17 protein-coding genes are annotated in these 16,550 nt (G+C 64.0%); 12 read left to right on the forward strand and 5 right to left on the reverse strand.

The features are described 5' to 3' along the window. Window positions 1-33: 33 nt before the first annotated feature. Entirely contained in the window at window positions 34-423 is a 390-nt protein-coding gene (locus tag LRP30_RS15230; RefSeq protein WP_128934670.1) for an NUDIX hydrolase, read from the forward strand. A 102-nt stretch (window positions 424-525) separates the two neighbouring features. On the opposite strand, the gene LRP30_RS15235 is transcribed toward LRP30_RS15230, so the two are convergent. Genes LRP30_RS15235 through LRP30_RS15245 form a run of 3 tightly spaced genes read right to left on the reverse strand, consistent with a single transcriptional unit; the run spans window position 526 to window position 2,488 of the window. Beyond that, window positions 526-822, reverse strand: coding sequence for a hypothetical protein (locus LRP30_RS15235; RefSeq protein ID WP_249760859.1), 297 nt, complete (start codon window positions 820-822; stop codon window positions 526-528). Between the two features lie 26 nt (window positions 823-848). Beyond that, window positions 849-1,373 (reverse strand): flavin reductase family protein, encoded by a 525-nt coding sequence (locus LRP30_RS15240; protein WP_249760860.1) that lies wholly within the window; start codon window positions 1,371-1,373, stop codon window positions 849-851. Between the two features lie 26 nt (window positions 1,374-1,399). Then, complete coding sequence (locus LRP30_RS15245) at window positions 1,400-2,488, reverse strand: LLM class flavin-dependent oxidoreductase (RefSeq protein WP_249760861.1); 1,089 nt, start codon at window positions 2,486-2,488, stop codon at window positions 1,400-1,402. A 124-nt stretch (window positions 2,489-2,612) separates the two neighbouring features. Between LRP30_RS15245 and LRP30_RS15250 the strand changes: the two genes are divergently transcribed. Then, entirely contained in the window at window positions 2,613-3,527 is a 915-nt protein-coding gene (locus LRP30_RS15250; RefSeq protein ID WP_249760862.1) for a LysR family transcriptional regulator, read from the forward strand. A gap of 15 nt (window positions 3,528-3,542) precedes the next feature. Here LRP30_RS15250 and LRP30_RS15255 read toward each other — a convergent pair whose 3' ends face one another. Continuing rightward, window positions 3,543-4,430: an SMP-30/gluconolactonase/LRE family protein gene (locus tag LRP30_RS15255; protein ID WP_249760863.1), complete on the reverse strand. Its 888-nt coding sequence runs from the start codon at window positions 4,428-4,430 to the stop codon at window positions 3,543-3,545. Window positions 4,431-4,557: 127 nt separating this feature from the next. On the opposite strand from LRP30_RS15255, the gene LRP30_RS15260 reads away from it, so the two are divergent. Then, window positions 4,558-5,232 carry a TetR/AcrR family transcriptional regulator gene (locus LRP30_RS15260; protein ID WP_249760864.1) on the forward strand — a complete coding sequence of 225 codons (675 nt, stop codon included), beginning with the start codon at window positions 4,558-4,560 and terminating at the stop codon, window positions 5,230-5,232. Window positions 5,233-5,244: 12 nt separating this feature from the next. Here the strand turns inward: LRP30_RS15260 and LRP30_RS15265 are convergent, their stop codons facing one another. Next, window positions 5,245-6,189, reverse strand: coding sequence for a tripartite tricarboxylate transporter substrate binding protein (locus LRP30_RS15265; RefSeq protein ID WP_249760865.1), 945 nt, complete (start codon window positions 6,187-6,189; stop codon window positions 5,245-5,247). Between the two features lie 231 nt (window positions 6,190-6,420). On the opposite strand from LRP30_RS15265, the gene LRP30_RS15270 reads away from it, so the two are divergent. The 9 genes from LRP30_RS15270 to LRP30_RS15310 all read left to right on the forward strand — a co-directional run bounded on the left by LRP30_RS15270 (window position 6,421) and on the right by LRP30_RS15310 (window position 16,533). Beyond that, the gene (locus tag LRP30_RS15270; RefSeq protein WP_091887778.1) at window positions 6,421-7,191 is read left to right on the forward strand and encodes an enoyl-CoA hydratase/isomerase family protein; all 771 of its coding nucleotides are present in this window, start codon (window positions 6,421-6,423) and stop codon (window positions 7,189-7,191) included. A 2-nt stretch (window positions 7,192-7,193) separates the two neighbouring features. Next, the gene (locus LRP30_RS15275; protein ID WP_249760866.1) at window positions 7,194-9,326 is read left to right on the forward strand and encodes an acetate--CoA ligase family protein; all 2,133 of its coding nucleotides are present in this window, start codon (window positions 7,194-7,196) and stop codon (window positions 9,324-9,326) included. 58 nt (window positions 9,327-9,384) lie between these two features. Then, on the forward strand, window positions 9,385-10,611 hold the full coding sequence (locus LRP30_RS15280; RefSeq protein WP_249760867.1) for an ABC transporter substrate-binding protein: 1,227 nt from the start codon (window positions 9,385-9,387) through the stop codon (window positions 10,609-10,611). Between the two features lie 70 nt (window positions 10,612-10,681). Continuing rightward, the gene (locus LRP30_RS15285) at window positions 10,682-11,893 is read left to right on the forward strand and encodes an acyl-CoA dehydrogenase (protein WP_249760868.1); all 1,212 of its coding nucleotides are present in this window, start codon (window positions 10,682-10,684) and stop codon (window positions 11,891-11,893) included. Next, window positions 11,893-12,930: an acyl-CoA dehydrogenase family protein gene (locus LRP30_RS15290; RefSeq protein WP_249760869.1), complete on the forward strand. Its 1,038-nt coding sequence runs from the start codon at window positions 11,893-11,895 to the stop codon at window positions 12,928-12,930. The genes LRP30_RS15285 and LRP30_RS15290 overlap by 1 nt, the downstream gene beginning before the upstream one ends. A gap of 15 nt (window positions 12,931-12,945) precedes the next feature. Further along, window positions 12,946-13,719 (forward strand): SDR family oxidoreductase, encoded by a 774-nt coding sequence (locus LRP30_RS15295; RefSeq protein ID WP_249760870.1) that lies wholly within the window; start codon window positions 12,946-12,948, stop codon window positions 13,717-13,719. Window positions 13,720-13,750: 31 nt separating this feature from the next. Next, the gene (locus LRP30_RS15300; RefSeq protein ID WP_249760871.1) at window positions 13,751-14,536 is read left to right on the forward strand and encodes a carboxymuconolactone decarboxylase family protein; all 786 of its coding nucleotides are present in this window, start codon (window positions 13,751-13,753) and stop codon (window positions 14,534-14,536) included. Between the two features lie 17 nt (window positions 14,537-14,553). Beyond that, window positions 14,554-15,021: a tripartite tricarboxylate transporter TctB family protein gene (locus tag LRP30_RS15305; RefSeq protein ID WP_249760872.1), complete on the forward strand. Its 468-nt coding sequence runs from the start codon at window positions 14,554-14,556 to the stop codon at window positions 15,019-15,021. Between the two features lie 12 nt (window positions 15,022-15,033). After that, on the forward strand, window positions 15,034-16,533 hold the full coding sequence (locus LRP30_RS15310) for a tripartite tricarboxylate transporter permease (RefSeq protein ID WP_249760873.1): 1,500 nt from the start codon (window positions 15,034-15,036) through the stop codon (window positions 16,531-16,533). The last annotated feature ends 17 nt before the right edge of the window (window positions 16,534-16,550 follow it).

Consider the following 16,550-nt stretch of genomic DNA (forward strand, 5'->3'; position numbering starts at 1 on the left):
CTTGGCAGAGCAGGTGCAGCAGGACTGGTCGTGATGGCGAAATCGTCGAAGCTGGTCGTCGCAAAGAAAGGCCGCGTCCTGATGGTAAGACGCAGGCGCGACGGGCTCTGGATGTTTCCAGGCGGCCGCCGGCGAGCCGGCGAGAGCGACAGGCGCTGCCTTCGTCGTGAGATCAAGGAGGAGCTCCCCAAGCTGAAGCTTGGGCCGCTGAAACTCTGGAAGGAAGTGAAGGCGAAGAATCGCCGGTCCGGTCGCCGCATGAGTGATGCGATTTTCCTGGCAAAGAAAGTGTCAGGACGCTTGAAGGTCGGCGACAAGAAGGAGATCGATAGAGCAGTTTGGCGTAAGCCGCATGGCGCGAGATTGACTCCGACCTCGCGCTACATTCGCGATCGGCTGTTTCCAAGGCGAGGACGTCGTTAAATTGTTGGCGACCGTTCTGCGATGGTGGGTGCCCCGGTGAGCCCGAGCCGTTCCCCGATTTCCTCCCTGGTGAAGTTCTCCAAAAAACATCACGGCGCGAAGCTAGGGCTCGCGTTCGACATGTGCTCGGATGGCATTGGTCGTCGTTTCGATCCAGCCATGCTCACGAGCCTTCGCAACCATGTCGGCGTAAGCCGCATCCCACGTCCTGTTGTCGGGGCGCCCGGGCAGGGTCGGGACAAGATCGATGGGGACAAGCACGTTGTTGTCATCGACGAACATGATTCCTCTCGTCGTGGCGGCTCGCGCGGCGGCTTGGCCCTTCAGCACCAGCTTGAACTTGCGGAAGTCGGACGGCTCGGTCAGCCGGACCTCGTTGGACGAGCATGCGATGATCATGGTTCTGCCCTTTCGCGCCGTCTCTATCACGAATGCAGCAGGGTGCGCAGCGCGCCTTGGAAATTGATCAGAGGGCCGCCGTCGCCGCCGCGCGTCGCCACGATCCGGCCGATGAAGATGCCGTGAGTGCCGACCGCCTGGTGCTGGTAGAGCTCGCATTCGACCGCGCCGATCGCATCCCGCAGTACGGGGACGTCGAGCAGGCCCTGGTCCCAGGGCGCGGTCGCAAAACGTTGGGCGCCCTTGACGCCGTCACGGCCGGCGAAGCGCAGCGCCAGATCCTGCTGGCCGCTGCCGAGCAGGCTGACGGCAAAGCTGCCATTGGCGAGGATCGCGTCATGGGTCTCGGAGCTCGCATTGATGCCGACCAGCAGGCAGGGCGGATCCATGCAGAGCGAGGTGACCGAGCTGACAGTCAGCCCTCGCCGGTCGGCATCCGCGCCGGTCGCCACGATGGCGACGCCGCCGGCCAGATTGCCCATGGCACGGCGAAACTCCGTGGCATCGACCGAGTGGCGATCGGCTCCTTGCGGAAACTTCTGGTGAGCCATGGCCAACACCTTCGGACTTGCCGACGTCAAGCCGACACTGCTTCGCCGGCGACCCTCGCATCCTTGCGGCCGCTGCGCAGTTCCTTCCGGATCGCGGGGATGATCTTGCTCCCCCACAGCTCGATCTGCTTCAGCATGGTGCGCTGGTCGAAGTCGCCGAGTTGGGTCTGCACCGCGATATGCGACGGCTTGAGGATGCTGATCTCCTCCAGCATGCGGTCGATCACCTGGTTGACGCTGCCGACCGGCAGGTTGTTGCGCATGGTCTCCAGGCTCATATCGTTGGGCCCGGCCTGTTCCTTGATCAGATAGCCGTCGTCGCTCTGGGCGCGGCGGAATTTCAGGCTTTCGGAGAGCCGGCGCTGGAAGCGGGCATTGTCGAGATAGGAGGTGACCTCGCTGTCATTGTCGCTGGCATAGGCGCAGCGCAGGAAGCCGAAGCGGGTGGCGTCGATCGACCGGCCTTCCTGGGCCGCAATGCCTTCGAGCCGCTCGCGCAGTGCCTTGATGGCATTGGTGCCATTGAGGAGAGCGGTCACGAACAGATTGTGGTTGTCGCGGATGGCGCGGCCGAGGGTCTCGGCATGGCCGGACGTTACCCAGATCGGCGGCATCGGGGTCTGCACGGTGCGCACGGCAATCGAGGTCGGCGGAATCTTCAGGTGCTGGCCGGCGTAGGAAAAGATCCGCTCCTGCATGCCGGCATGCAGCACGTCGTAGAACTCGGCAAACAGCGAGTGCGAATCCTTGAGGTCGACGCCGAAGCGGTCGAACTCGAATTGCTGATAGCCCGAGCCGATGCCGAGATCGAGGCGGCCGTTCGAAACGGTATCGGCGAAGCCGATCTCGCCGAGCAGCCGCGCCGGATGATACAGCGGCAGCACGCAGACCGCGGTGCCGAGCCGGATGCGCTTGGTGAGGCCGGCGCAGTGCGCCACCATCATCAGCGGCGAAGGACACAGGCTGTAATTGTTGAAGTGGTGCTCGGCGTACCATGCGGTATCGAAGCCGGCCTCTTCAGCCGCCACGGTCTGTTCGACAGCGTTGTGGATGACCTGCTGCGAGCTTTGATGATAGCCGCGCTGCTGAGCCAAGATGAATACGCCGAATTCCATGGATGCATCCTCCGCCAAACCGACCAGTCGCTTTTGCGACCTGTTCTCATCAGGCTACCGGCTTGAGATTTTTCGAACAATTGGCGTAATCTGATCATGTCTTTTGCAGAATCTGAAAAGATCGATGAATCGCCTCCAGGCCATGGAATTGTTCGTCGCCGCCGTCCGCGAGGGCAGCTTTTCCGCGGCCGGGCGCCGCGCGGGGCTCTCGCCGGCATCCGTGTCGCGCTACATCGGCGAGCTTGAGGCGCAGCTTGGCGTGCAATTGCTCAACCGCAGCACGCGCCATCTCGGATTGACCGATGCCGGCAAGATCTTCTTCCAGCGCACCGAGCAGGTGCTGCACGGGATCGAAGACGCGGAGGCTGCAGCGCTCGCGCTGCAGACCGCGCCGCGGGGGACGCTGCGCGTTCATTCTCGGACGCTGTTCGGCATCAAGGTGCTGTCACCATTGATCCCGCAGTTCCAGGAGCTATACCCGGAGCTGAAGGTGGAACTGCGGCTGTCGGAACGGCGCGTCCAGCTTCGTGAGGAGGAGTTCGACATCGATTTCCAGATCGCCGCGCCCAAGGATCCAGGCCTGATGCAGCGCCGGCTGGTGCGGAGCGAACGCATCCTCGTGGCGTCACCCGACTACGTCGCGCGGAAGCCAAAGTTGCGCGGACCGGATGATCTCGTCGGCCACAATTGCCTGACCTACTGGATGGGGCCCGACGATGTGGTCTGGAAGTTCATGCGCAAGAGCAGGCTGCGCGAGATCGTCGTGCCGTTTTCATTCAGCAGCAATAATGGCATCATCCTGTGCGACCTCGCGGTGCGCGGGCACGGCATTGCGCTGCTCGACGACTACACGGTCGCGGACGAAGTGAAGAACGGGAGGCTGGTGCGTCTGTTACCGGGCTTTCGCGTCACCAACTCGACCTTCGACGAAGGCATCTACGCCACGTTCCAGCAGAGCAGCTATCTGCCGGAAAAAATCAGGGTGTTCGTCGACTACATGGCCGAGAGCGTGCCGCGGCTGATCAAGCGATCCGGCTAGCACCACGCGCCGCCTTCAGCGTGTGCCAAACCTGTGGGCAGGCAGTCCCGTCACGCCGAGATTCTCGATGGCGAACAATCCGCCGGCGTCCGGGCTGTCATCGAAGAGATGGGTGCTGCGCGAGATCGAGGTCACATAGAGCACGTCGAGACCGGGGCCGCCGAAGGTCACGCTGGTCGGATGCCGGACGGGCATCTCGATCTTGCGCACCATTGTTCCGTCGGGTGCGAACCGTGCGATGGCGCCGATCCGCACCAGCACGGTCCAGAGATAGCCGTCCGCATCGACGGTCGCGCCGTCGCCGCCCGAGCCATGCGCGTCCATCTCAGCGAACACGCGCTTGTTCCGCAGCGGGCCGTCGCGGTGATAGTCGTAAGCCCAGATCATACGTCGTGCCGTGTCCGCGAGATAAAATATCCGGCCGTCCGGACTGAAGCAGGGGCCGTTGGTCACGGCGAGATCGGATTCGAGCTGCTCGATCGCGCCCGCCGCATCGATGCGATACAGACCGCCGAGCGGCTTTTCATCCTCCGCGCGGCCGCCGTGCATTGTGCCCGCCAGGAAGCGCCCGAACGGGTCGGCCTTGCCGTCGTTCAGGCGGAGCATCGGATGATCGAGGCCGATCGAGGGGCCCTCGGTCCATTCCCGCGTGCTGAAATTGTAATGCGCAAAGCCGTGGCGCAGCGCCAGCACGGCGCGGTCGTCATGCGCGAGCGCGAGCGATCCGATCGGGGCGGGCACCGAGAATTCATCGATCGCGCCGATCGCAGGCAACAGCCTGCGGATCAGTCCGGCGAGCGAATCGATCCAGTAAAGCGTCTGGGTCCGGTCATCCCAGACCGGGCTCTCGCCAAGCCGGTCCCTGGTCTTGCCGATACGGGTGATGCGCGGGAGCGCGTTCATGGGAGCACCTCGTTTGATCCCTTCTGCAGAGCGGACTTGACCGATCGGTCGGCGAAAAACTACGTTGGTTTTCACATGAAGATCAGTGTTCGGCCGACCCAGATGTCCGGCTAGATTTGCGGGTTCGATGGTTGAATTGTCGACGACAAAGGACGGGGTCGCCAACCAGGCGGAGGCGTCCGATCGCGTCCTGCAGATCCTGAGCGAGGCCGGGCGTCTGTTCGCCACCAAGGGCTATGACGGCACCTCGATGCGCGACATCGCGGTGGCCTGCGGCATCTCGAAGTCGCTGCTGTATCATCACTTCTCCAACAAGGATGAAATCTACGCGCGCGTCGCTGTCGGCTCGACGCTGGAACTGTATCTTTTCGTGCGCGACCGGATTCCCGACGGTCCGCCGTCGCAGAAGATCCGAGCCTTCATGGTTGCGACGGCGGAATATTTCCGGCGCTACCGCTGGGCATGGATCGCATCGACGACCGCATTCTGGAACGATCCCGATCGCCACCGGCAAAAGGAACGGATGACGCGCCGCGACCGATTCGAGCACTTTCTGCGCGGATTGATCCAGGAAGCGATCGACGCCGGCGAGATCCGCAACCTCGATGTTGCCATGACGGGGCGGCTGATCCTGTCGTCGCTGAATTGGATGCATCGCTGGTACAATCCCAATAAATCGGCAACACCCGAGCAGATCGCCGACATCTTTTTTGACATGGTATTCAACGGCCTTCGGACCGACGGTCCTGCGAGGCCGCCAACCATCGAGCCGCCGAAGTCGCCCCGGCGAAAGCCGCGCTAGAGGCGCCTGCCTTCAATCGAGCGCGATGTGCTGCGCCGTGATGACCGGTCCCCACAGGGCGGCATCCTTGCTCAGCTGGGAATCGAGCAATTGAGGCGGCCCGAGATCGGCCTGCAGGCCGTCGATCGCGAGCTGCCTGGCGATCTCAGGCTTTTGCATCGCCGCGTTGGCGGCGGCGTTGAGCCGGTCGATCGCCTCGCGCGGTGTGCCAGCGGGCGCGTGCAGCGCAGTCCAGAACGATGCCGAAAGCTCGGGATAGCCTGACTCGGCAAAGGTCGGGACATCAGGCAGGTTTGGCATGCGCTGGTCGGAGGAAACGGCGAGCAAGCGGAGCTTGCCGGCCTTGACGTGCTCGATCACGGCAGCCGGCGTCGCAAAGTTGAGGTCGCACTCGCCCGATAGCAGTTCCATCACCGAGGCCGGATTGTTGCGATAGGCGACGTCGGTAACTGCAAAGCCCATCGATTTCCCCATCATGATCCCAAACAGGTGCGTCACGCTGCCCGGTCCCAGCGTGGCATAGAACATCGGCTTGTCGCGACCCTTGGCGTAACCGACAAAACTTTTCATATCGGTGACCGGCATCTTCGCGTTCACGGTCAGCGACAGCGGGCCATTGCAGAGCATGGCGACGGATGCGAAATCCGCAAGCTTGTACGGCAAGTTCTTGCGCAGCAGCACGTTGAGCGAGATCGGACCAGTGCCGCCGGCGAGGAGCACCGAACCATCCTTGGCCGCGCGCGCCACATATTGCGATCCGACGATGCCGTTCGCACCTGGCTTGTTGTCGACCAGCACGGGCTGATCGAGCGCCTCGGACATGCCCTTGGCGATCGCGCGCATCAGGCTGTCGATCGAGCCGCCGCTCGCATAGGGCACGATGATGAAGACGGTCTGTGACGAGCGCGCGCTGACGATCGCAGGTGCAGCAAATGGCGCAACGATAGCGCTGGCCATGAGCATTGCGGCCTGACGTCGGCTGATAGGTGCCACGGCGGTTCCTCCCTCATTTGATTTGATCGAAATCTACGTCCCGACCGATCGGTCAGTCAACCGCGCAAACGTCGCAGCTATTGCAAGACCGCGAGCTTGGTGTTATCAGCGCATAGACTGACCGATCGGTCAGGTAGCTTGAAGCCACCGTCCGAGGTCGCGGAAACAAGATCAAGCAAGCGCCAGGAGGAAGCCATGTCCGATGACATCGTGACGCTCGAAGTATCCGACCACATCGCAATCGTGACGCTGAACCGTCCTCCGGTGAACGCGCTCAACCGCGCGATGCGCGATCGCATCGTCGCGGTGTTCGACCAGATTTCGGAGCGCAGCGATGTTCGCGTGGCGATCCTCACCGGCAACGGCAAGGTGTTTTGCAGCGGCGCCGATCTCAAGGACCGTCCAGACCCGGCGAAGGTCGGCGCATTCCATGATCACAACCGCATCACCCGCGAGACCGGCAACTGCATTCGCGAGTGCTCCAAGCCGGTGATCGCAGCGATCAACGGCGTCGCGCTCGGCGCCGGCCTCGGTCTGATGGCATCGTGCGACATCTTCTACGCGTCCGAAGAAGCTGTGTTCGGCATGCCCGAGATCAATGTCGGCCTCGCTGGCGGTGCGGCGATGCTCAACACTTTGTTCGGCCGTTCGCTGATGCGCCGGATGTTCTTCACCGGCGTCCGGATTTCCGCGGCCGAGCTCTATCGCCTTGGCATCATCGAGGCCTGTACCAGCAAGGAAGATCTCATTCCCGAAGCAATGAAGATCGCGCGTGAGATCGCAGCCAAGAGCCCGATTGCGATGGAGTACGCCAAGAATGCAGCCAACATGGTCGAGCTGATGCCGCCGCGCGATGCTTATCGCTTCGAGCAGAACATCACGATGGCGCTGTCGAAGACCGAGGATGCCAAGGAAGCGCGCATGGCGTTCCTTGAGAAGCGCGCGCCGGTGTTCAAGGGGCGCTGACGATGCGGCCGGGAGAGGGTCTCGACGCGCTGATGGCGCCGCGCTCGATCGCGATCATCGGCGCGTCGCAGGATGCGACCAAGATCGGCGGCCGACCAGTGGACCTGTTGCGCCGCTACGGCTACGCGGGCAAGATCTATCCGGTCAACCCAAGAGCCGCGATGGTGCAGGGGCTGCAGGCCTATGCGTCGGTAGGCGCGCTACCCGAGGCGCCCGATCTCGCCGTCATCGCCGTCGATGCCGAGCGGGCGCCCGAAGCGATCGAGCAGTGCGCCGATCGCGGTGTCCGCAGCGTCGTCGTGTTCTCTTCCGGTTTTGCCGAGCTTGGCGAAGAGGGGCGCGCGATGCAGGATCGGCTTCGCACGGCTGCGCGACGCACCGGCATGCGGCTGCTCGGCCCGAATTGCCTCGGCGCGGTCAGTATTCCCGAAAAGGCCATCGCGACATTCTCGATCGTGCTCGAGCACAGCATGCCGGCGGCCGGCTCGCTCGGCATCGTTTCGCAGAGCGGCAATCTCGGCAGCTACACCATGCGCATGGCGAGCGATCGCGGCGCCGGCATCAGCCGTTTCATGACCACCGGCAATGAGTGCGACATCGATATCGCCGACGGTATTGCCTGGCTGGCCCGCGATCCCGCGACCAAAGTCATTCTTTGCTGCTTCGAGGCCTGCCGTGATGCCGGCCGGCTCATCGCCGCACTGACCGAGGCGCGCGATGCCGGCAAGCCGGTCATTGCGCTGAAAGTCGGCACCTCAGAGGCCGGGCAAGCCGCGGCGGCGTCCCATACTGGTGCCATGGCGGGATCGGATGCGGTGTTTGACGCGCTGTTGGAGCGCTATGGCGCCGTACGGGTGCGGAGCATCGAGGAGCTGATTGATCTCGGTCATGCCGCCTCCATCCTGTTGCCGGATCGGTTGCCAAAGGGGCGGCGCCTTGCGGTCGTGACGGCATCCGGCGGTTTTGGCGTGCTGCTTGCGGATGCCGCGCAGGCGGTCGGCCTGTCGTTGCCGGAACTGAGCCAGGCGACCCAGCGCGCGATCCTTGATCTCGTGCCATTTGCGTCCGCGCGCAATCCGGTCGATGCCACCGCGCAGATGTCCAGCCGACCCGATATGCTGCAGAAGATCCTGTCGGCGGTCGTGGCCGACGACCGCACCGATGCGATCGTGCTGCCGCTGCCGTTCTCGCTGCACATGCCGCGCCTGCGTTCGGTTTACATGGAGACATTGCGCACCATCCGCGCGCAGTACCCCGATCGTCCCGTCATTCTGTGCGTGGAGGGCCCGCCGGATGCGCTCGCCGAACTGCATGCCATGGGTTATCCCACCATTGCGAGCTTTGACGGTTGCTGCGCCATCGTCGCGGCGCTGGCGCGATTACAGGCGCTAGCGACTGCGCCAAAGGCTGTGAGCCAGCCTGCCATCGCGAAGGCTGCACCGCTCGCGGCTGATGCGTTCCGCCATGAGCTCGGCGCCAAGCGCGCGCTGGCGGAGGCCGGCATCCCCGTGCTGGCCGAGCAGCTGGTATCGGACGCCGAGGCCGCGGCGCGTGCAGCGCGCGAGATCGGTTTCCCGGTCGTCTTGAAAATCGTCTCGCCCGATCTGCCGCACAAGACGGAGGTGGGTGGCGTTGTCGTGGGTCTTCGCTCCGAGGAAGAGGTGCGGCAGGCCCATGCCCGGATGCTGGCGCGTGTTGCGGAGAAGGCGCCACGCGCGGTGATCGACGGCACGATCGTTGCTCCCATGGCGCATGGCCTGTCCGAGTTGATCCTCGGCAGCCGGATCGATCCCGTGTTCGGGCCTGTCGTGATGGTCGGCCTGGGCGGCATCTTTGCCGAGATCGTGCAGGACACCGCCGTGCAGATGGCGCCGGTGAACGAGACGCAAGCAATGGCGATGCTGAGGTCGCTGAAGGCGTTCGCTGTTCTCGACGGCGCACGGGGGCGGCGTCGCACCGACCTCGAGGCCGCAGCGCAAACGATCGCGGCGCTCTCGCGTTTTGCCGTCGCGCATGCCGATACCGTGTCGGAAATCGACATCAATCCGCTGCTGCTGAAAGCAGACGGCGAGGGCGCCGTCGCGCTCGATGCGCTGCTGATTCCACACGCGGGCAAGGCAACGCAACACCACTGAACACATCGAACAAAAAGAACCGCGAAGTCGGCTCAATGATTGCTGGGAGGATTTTGTGATGAAGCTCAATACCCGTCTCCTCGAAATCGCCGTGATGCTGGGAGCTTTGCTGGTCCTGGCGACGCCGCTGCGCGCCCAAGGCGTGTCCGGCGATGTGATCAAGATAGGCATCATGAACGACCAGAATGGTCCGTATGCCGACAATTGCGGCCCCGGTGCGGTGGCCGCGGCAAAGCTCGCAGTCAGCGACTTCGGTGGTGCGGTCAACGGCAAGAAGATCGAGCTCGTTGTCGCCGACGACCAGAACAAGCCGGACATCGGCGTTGCGGTGGCACTGCGCTGGCTCGACAATGAGGGTGTCGATGCCATCGTCGGCTGCTCGGCCTCGTCGATTGCGCTCGGCGTGCAGGACATCATGAAGGCGCGGAAGAAGCCCTACATGCTGGCGGGGACAGCAGGTTCGTTCTTCACCAACGACAAGTGCTCGCCGATGACCACGCAATGGATGGTCGACACCTATGCGCAGCCGAAGGCCACGGTGAAGGCGCTGCTGTCACAGGGCGTCGACACCTGGTTCTTCCTGACCGTCGACTACGCCTTCGGCAAGGGATGGCAGGCCGACGCCACCAACTTCATCAAGGCCGGCGGCGGCAAGGTCGTGGGATCGGTGCTGCATCCGCTGAACTCGTCGGACTTCTCCTCGTTCCTGCTGACGGCGCAGGCGAGCGGCGCCAGGGCGATCGCGCTCGCCAATTCCGGTTCTGACTTCGGCAATGCCATCAAGCAGGCCCAGGAGTTCGGCCTATCGCAGAAGCAGCTGCTGGTGCCGCTTGGACTTATGATCAGCCAGACCCACGGCATCGGTCTGCGCGACCTGCAGAACGTGCGCCTGACCACGCCGTTCTACTGGGACATGACGCCGGAGACGCGGGCCTTCGCCAAGCGTTTCACCGAGGCGTCCGGCGGGCAAATTCTGAACGAGGCCAAGTCCGCCACCTACAGCGCCATCACGCATTACCTGAAGGCCGTCGCAGCGACTGGAACGGATGATGGCGAAGCCGTGATGAGGCAGATGAAGAACACGCCGATCAACGACTTCGAAATGAAGGATATCAGCATTCGCGCCGACGGGCAGGTGATGCGTCCGCTCTATGTGGCACGCATCAAGACGCCGCCCGAGTCCAAATACGCCTTCGACTATTACGAGATCACGGGGACGATTGCCCCCGAGGACGCATGGCGTCCGGCCTCGGAGAGCGCGTGCGATCTGCTCAAGTCGCAGTGATCGGAAAGAAAGGGCGTCCGGCCGATGCATGGCTGGCGCCCGACGGTACAGCCAAAGCGAGAGATCCACGATGACAGTCATTGAAACAGAGCCGCCGGTAACCGCCACGGCCGGAGAATTATCCGGCGAGGCCTATCGGGTGGCGATGCGTCGCTGGCTGCGCGCCAATCTGCCGGCGAGCTTTCGCGGTGACAGCGCGGCGTTCTCGGCGCCGGGCCTGCAAGAGCAGATCGCCTGGGAAGCGGCGATGTATCGCGCCGGCCTGGCCGGCATCACTTGGCCAAAAGCGTATGGCGGGCACGGTCGCACCTTGCGCGAGCACCTGATCGCCAACCAGGAAATCGGCGCGCTCGCGATGCCGGAGAGCGTCAATTCGATCGGCAAGGAGCTTGCCGGTCCGATCATCCTCGCGGTCGGCACTGAGGAGCAGAAGCACCGCTTCCTGCCGGCAATCCTGGAGATGCGCGACATCTGGTGCCAGGGCTTTTCCGAGCCGGAAGCAGGTTCCGATCTGGCGGGCCTGCGGACGCGCGCCATGCGCGATGGTAATATCTGGCGGATCAGCGGGCAGAAGATCTGGACCAGCGGCGCCTATCGCGCCCAGCGCTGCCTGGTGCTGGCGCGTACCGGCCCGCTGGAAGACCGGCATCGCGGTCTCGCCATGTTCGCGGTACGGCTCGATGCCAAGGGCGTGCGCGTGCGGCCGATCAGATCGATCGACGGACGCGAGAGTTTTTGCGAGGTCTTCTTCGACGACGTGGAGGTCTTGCAATCCGATGCGCTCGGCGCGCCCGATGAAGGCTGGAACGCGGCAATCCGCGTGCTCGAGATCGAGCGCGCAACCAACCGCATGTACCGGGCCTGGCGCTTCGAGAACGAGCTGCGTCATCTGATTGCGGCCTGCAAGGGTGATCCGGCGCTGGCGCAGCTGGTTGCGAACCGATGTTACGAGGCCAAGATTGGCGAGGTCGTCGTGGATATCGAGGTGCTGAAGGCGCATGTCGAGACTGCGGTAGAGGCGCTCGTCAAGGGTGACAGGATCGGCGCACGCGGAAGTTTGGCAAAACTGCACTGGAGTGAGGCGCACCAGCGTTTTGCCGCGCTCGCGATCGAGCTGTTGGCGCAGGCCTCGTTGCCGCAGCTCCCGGCCGTGCAGGTCGCGCGGCGTCGCTTCGAGGCGATCTATCTGCAGGCGCGCGCCGAGACTATCTACGCCGGCACCACGGAAATTCAGCTCGGCATCATTGCCGACAGGATCCTGCAGCTCTCGAAAGGCAAGTGATGACGACATTGACCGGCGATGGATTGCAGCCGAGCGAGTTCGCGGTCACCGCGGCACGAGCCGTGGCGGATTGCGCGGCGTTGGGGCCGCGGGACCAAGCGAAACACCTCGCCGACGATGGATTGCTCGGGGTGCTTGCCTCGCAGGACGTCGGCGGGCTCGACCTGCCACTGGCCTTTGCGGTTCCGGTAGTGACCGCCGCCGGCTCGGGCCTGCTCGGCTTTCCGCTGATGGAAGCACTGCTGCTGTCGCGTGCCCTGCAGGACGCGCTGCCGCGCGTGGCGGAGGCGATCGTGTCCGGCGGGATGCTGGCGACTATCGCTTGGCAGGGCACCCTGAGTGCCGAGCGCGAGGGTGAATCTGTGGTGCTCAATGGCTGGGTTGCGCGCGCGGCCTGCGCCCGCGACGCCGATTGCATCCTGGTACGGATTGGCACGGCCGCGGCGGCGCTGGTTCCGACTGACAGCGAAGGAGTCGTTGTCGAGGGCGCGGCAGGGCTGGATTTGACCGTGCCCGAACACTCCGTTCGCTTGCAGGGCGTCACCATACCGGCCGCAAGTGTCTTGCCTGACAGCACTTGGGCTCTCTTAAGCTCCGATGCCAACGTGCTGCGTGCCGCCGCCATTCTCGGCTCAGCCGAGACGTGCCTCGCACTCGCACAAGAGCACGTCTCGACGCGCCGGCAGTTCGGCCGAGCGCTGTCCTACAATCAGGCGCTGCGGCATTCGCTGGCGCGGCAGAAGCTGGCGCTCGAAGGCATCAGGCATGCGATCACCCGCAGCGTGGGTGAGGCGGCAGGTCCGGTCGAGCACGAGTCTGTGTTTCTAGCGGCAGCCGCCTATGGCTGTGCAATCAGCGAAGGTGCGCTGCAGGTTCACGGCGGCATGGGATTCACGTGGGATGTGCCGGTGCATCGACACCTGCGTCGCGTCCGCGCCTTACAGGCGCAAGGCGATGCCAGCGGAAGCCTGGCCGCGCTCGGCCGCCGTACCATTGCCGCAATAGCTCCGGCGTCCGATCTCGCCGTGTCGGGATAAGAAAGGAAGACCGCAATGACTGATGCCAAGGACAAGCCCCTCGCTGGCCGTGCTGCGCTGGTCACCGGGGCCGGAAACGGAATCGGACGCGCGACTGCCCTTCTGCTGGCCTCGCGCGGCGCGATCGTCGGCGTCAACGACCTCAAGCCCGAGTTCGTCGCCGGGACCGTCGATGCGATCAAGGCGGCCGGCGGCGAGGCCGTCGCAATCACGCAGGATGTCGCGAGCCGCGACGGCATGCGCACGGCGGTGCTCGGTTTTGCCGAGCGGCAGGGCCGGCTTGATATTCTCGTCAACAATGCGGCGTGGGTCCGCTATCAGTCGGTGGCCGACATCGCGCCCGAGACCGTCGACCGCATGCTCAATATCGGCTTCAAGGCGATCATCTGGGGCATTCAGGCCGCGGCTGAGGTGATGGATGCCGAGCGCGGTGGCGCAATCGTCAATGTCGCCTCCGTCGCCGGATTGATCTCGGCGAAGAACAGCATCGTGTATAGCGGCATCAAGGCCGGCGTGATGGGGATTACGCGCGCCGCGGCAGCCGAGCTTGGCGAGCGCAAGATCCGGGTGAACGCGGTGGCACCGTCTGCCATTCCGACTGAAGGGACGATGCGTAACCGCAACGCCGAACTCGACGCGCGGCGGATCGCGCGCACGCCGCTCGGACGGCTCGGCACAGTGGACGATATTGCCAAGGCAATCGCTTTCCTCGCCGGCGACGACAGCGGCTTCATATCGGCGCAGGTGCTGACGGTCGACGGCGGGATTGTCTTCACCAACATCGCCTAAGGGCCACCGAGGCCGCTGTAGGACACGTCATATGATTCTCACCGCAGAAGAGCAGGCGCTGAAGCAGCAATTCATTCGCGCCCGCGGTTACTGGCGGCCGTGGACGGAGGGGCTGCTGCGGCTCGATCCGGCATTTCTTGCCACCTATGCCCGCTATGGCGCCTATCCCGCTGAAACCGGCCCGCTGTCGCGCAAGATGTGCGAATTGATCTATGTGGCGCTGGACGGATCGGCGACGCATCTGTTTCGCTCCGGGCTCGCGCTGCACATGCAGCTGGCCCTCGAGCACGGTGCGACCACGCAGGAGATCGTCGACGTGCTGCGGCTGGCTACGGCGCAGGGGCTCGACGGCTGTAATCTCGGCATCGGCATTCTCGCCGAGGAACTGGCGTTGGCGGGGCTGGATTCGGACCAGGCGCCGCTGTCGCGCGAGCAGACGGCGCTTCGCGACGCCTATGTCGCGCAATTCGCCGATTGGCCGGACTTCTGCGATCTCTGGCTGCGCGCCGATCCCGGCTATTTCGCGGTGATACTCGACCTGCTGACGGCGGGCGACAAGTCCGGCGGTCTCGATCAGCGCTCGCGCAGCCTGATCTCGCTGGCCCTCAACGGATGTTTTACAGCGCTCAATCCACACGGCCTTCGCCTGCAGATCAGGCGCGCGTTGCGGCTCGGGATCGACAAGCGGGAGATCCTTCAGGTTCTGCAGATGGCGGCGCATCTGGGCGTGCATGCCTGCGCAATCGGGGTGCCGATTCTGATGGAAGCGATCGGTCCGGCGGCAGGCAAGTCGTCTTCCGTCGACGTAGCGGGATAGCAGGAAGGTCGACGACGATGGCGAGGCCAACCATCAGAAATCAGCGTGCCTTTGCGTCGGGCGCATTGTTTCTTGCCTTTGCGATCTTCTTCTTCGTGATGGCACTGAATTATCCGGCCGGCACCGCGGCGCGGATGGGGCCCGGCTATTTTCCGCGGCTGTTGGCGATCGTGCTTGCGGCCATCGGGCTCGCGGTGATGCTGGGTGCCGTGCTGAGGACGGCAGAGCGGCAGAGGTTGCGGAGTTGGGACGTAAAGGGCCTTGCCTGGGTCACGGGCTCGGTGATTCTGTTTGCGCTTCTGCTGTTTCCGATCGGTCTGATCGGTGCGCTGCTGGTCCTGATCGTGGTGTCGAGCAGGGCTAGTCCCGAGTTTGCCTGGAAGGGCGCGTTGGCCAATGCAGCCATCCTGATCGCGCTGTGTCTCCTCGCATTCGTCTATGGCCTCGGGCTGCAGCTGCCGGTGTGGCCGGCGCTGCTCAATTGACGGGCCGTGACGATGGACCTGTTTCATAACCTGGCGATCGGATTCTCCACCGCGGCCCAGCCGGCCAATCTGCTCTACGCCTTCTTCGGCTGCCTGTTGGGGACGCTGATCGGCGTCCTCCCGGGCCTGGGCCCGCTCGCCACCATCGCGATGCTGCTCCCGATCACCTACGCGCTGCAGCCGGATTCGGCCCTGATCATGCTCGCCGGCATCTATTACGGCGCGCAATATGGCGGCTCGACCACCGCCATCGTGGTCAATCTGCCCGGCGAATCCTCCTCTGTCGTCACCACGATAGATGGCTACCAGATGGCCAAGCGGGGCCGGGCGGGTGTCGCGCTCTCGACAGCCGCGATCGGTTCGTTCTTCGCCGGCTGCGTGGCGACACTGGCGCTGGCGGCGCTGGCCGGGCCGCTGACGGCGGCAGCGTTGCTGTTCGGGCCGAAGGAGTTTTTCGCGCTGATGCTCCTCGGCCTCATCCTCGCCTCGGTGCTATCCAGTGGACCCTTCATTGAAGGCATCGGCATGGTCGTACTCGGCATGCTGCTCAGTCTCGTCGGCACCGATCTCAGCACGGGCACGCAGCGCTTCGCGTTCGGCATCCCGCAGCTGTTCGATGGCCTCGATTTCGTGCCGTTGGCGATGGGCATTTTTGGTTTTGCCGAGATCGTGAAGAATCTCGAGCAAGACGACAAACTGTCGCTGGTGACGCAAAAGATCACCAATCTGTTTCCGACGCGTGAGGATTTCCGCCGCATGATCCCGGCGATGCTGCGCGGCACCGCGCTCGGCACGCTGCTCGGCGTGCTGCCGGGCGGCGGTGCGGTGCTGTCGTCGTTTGCCTCCTACACGCTGGAGAAGAAGCTCTCGAAGCACCCCGAACAGTTCGGCAAGGGTGCGATCGAAGGCGTTGCCGGGCCGGAATCGGCCAACAACGCAGGCGCCCAGACCTCTTTCATTCCGCTGCTGACACTTGGCGTGCCCTCCAATGTGGTTATGGCGCTGATGGTCGGTGCGATGAACATCCACAACATCCAGCCCGGTCCGGAGGTCATGACTAAGAACCCGACCTTGTTCTGGGGCCTGATCGCCTCGATGTGGGTCGGCAATCTGATGCTGCTCGTTCTCAATCTGCCGCTGGTTGGATTGTGGGTCAAACTTCTCACCATTCCCTATCGCTATCTGTTCCCGGCGATCATGGTGTTTTGCTCGATCGGCGTCTATTCGATCAACAGCGGGACCTTCGAGGTGCATGAAGCGGCGGTGTTCTGCGTCTTCGGCTATGTCCTCATTAAGCTGCAGCTGCCGGCCGCGCCACTGCTGCTGGGCCTGGTGCTTGGGCCAGCGATCGAAGAGAACTTCCGCCGCGCCATGGCGCTATCGCGCGGCGATCTCAGCGTGTTCGTGACCTCGCCATTGTCGGCAACGCTGCTGGCCGCAGCCGCAATCGCGATCGTCATGGTCATGCTGCCGACGATCCGGTCGCGGCGGGAGGAGGCGCTGCAGGAGTAGGTGCCGCGGGCCCGCCC

Origin of the sequence: Bradyrhizobium sp. C-145 (genome assembly GCF_023375135.1) — a bacterium.
Lineage (GTDB): Bacteria > Pseudomonadota > Alphaproteobacteria > Rhizobiales > Xanthobacteraceae > Bradyrhizobium > Bradyrhizobium zhanjiangense.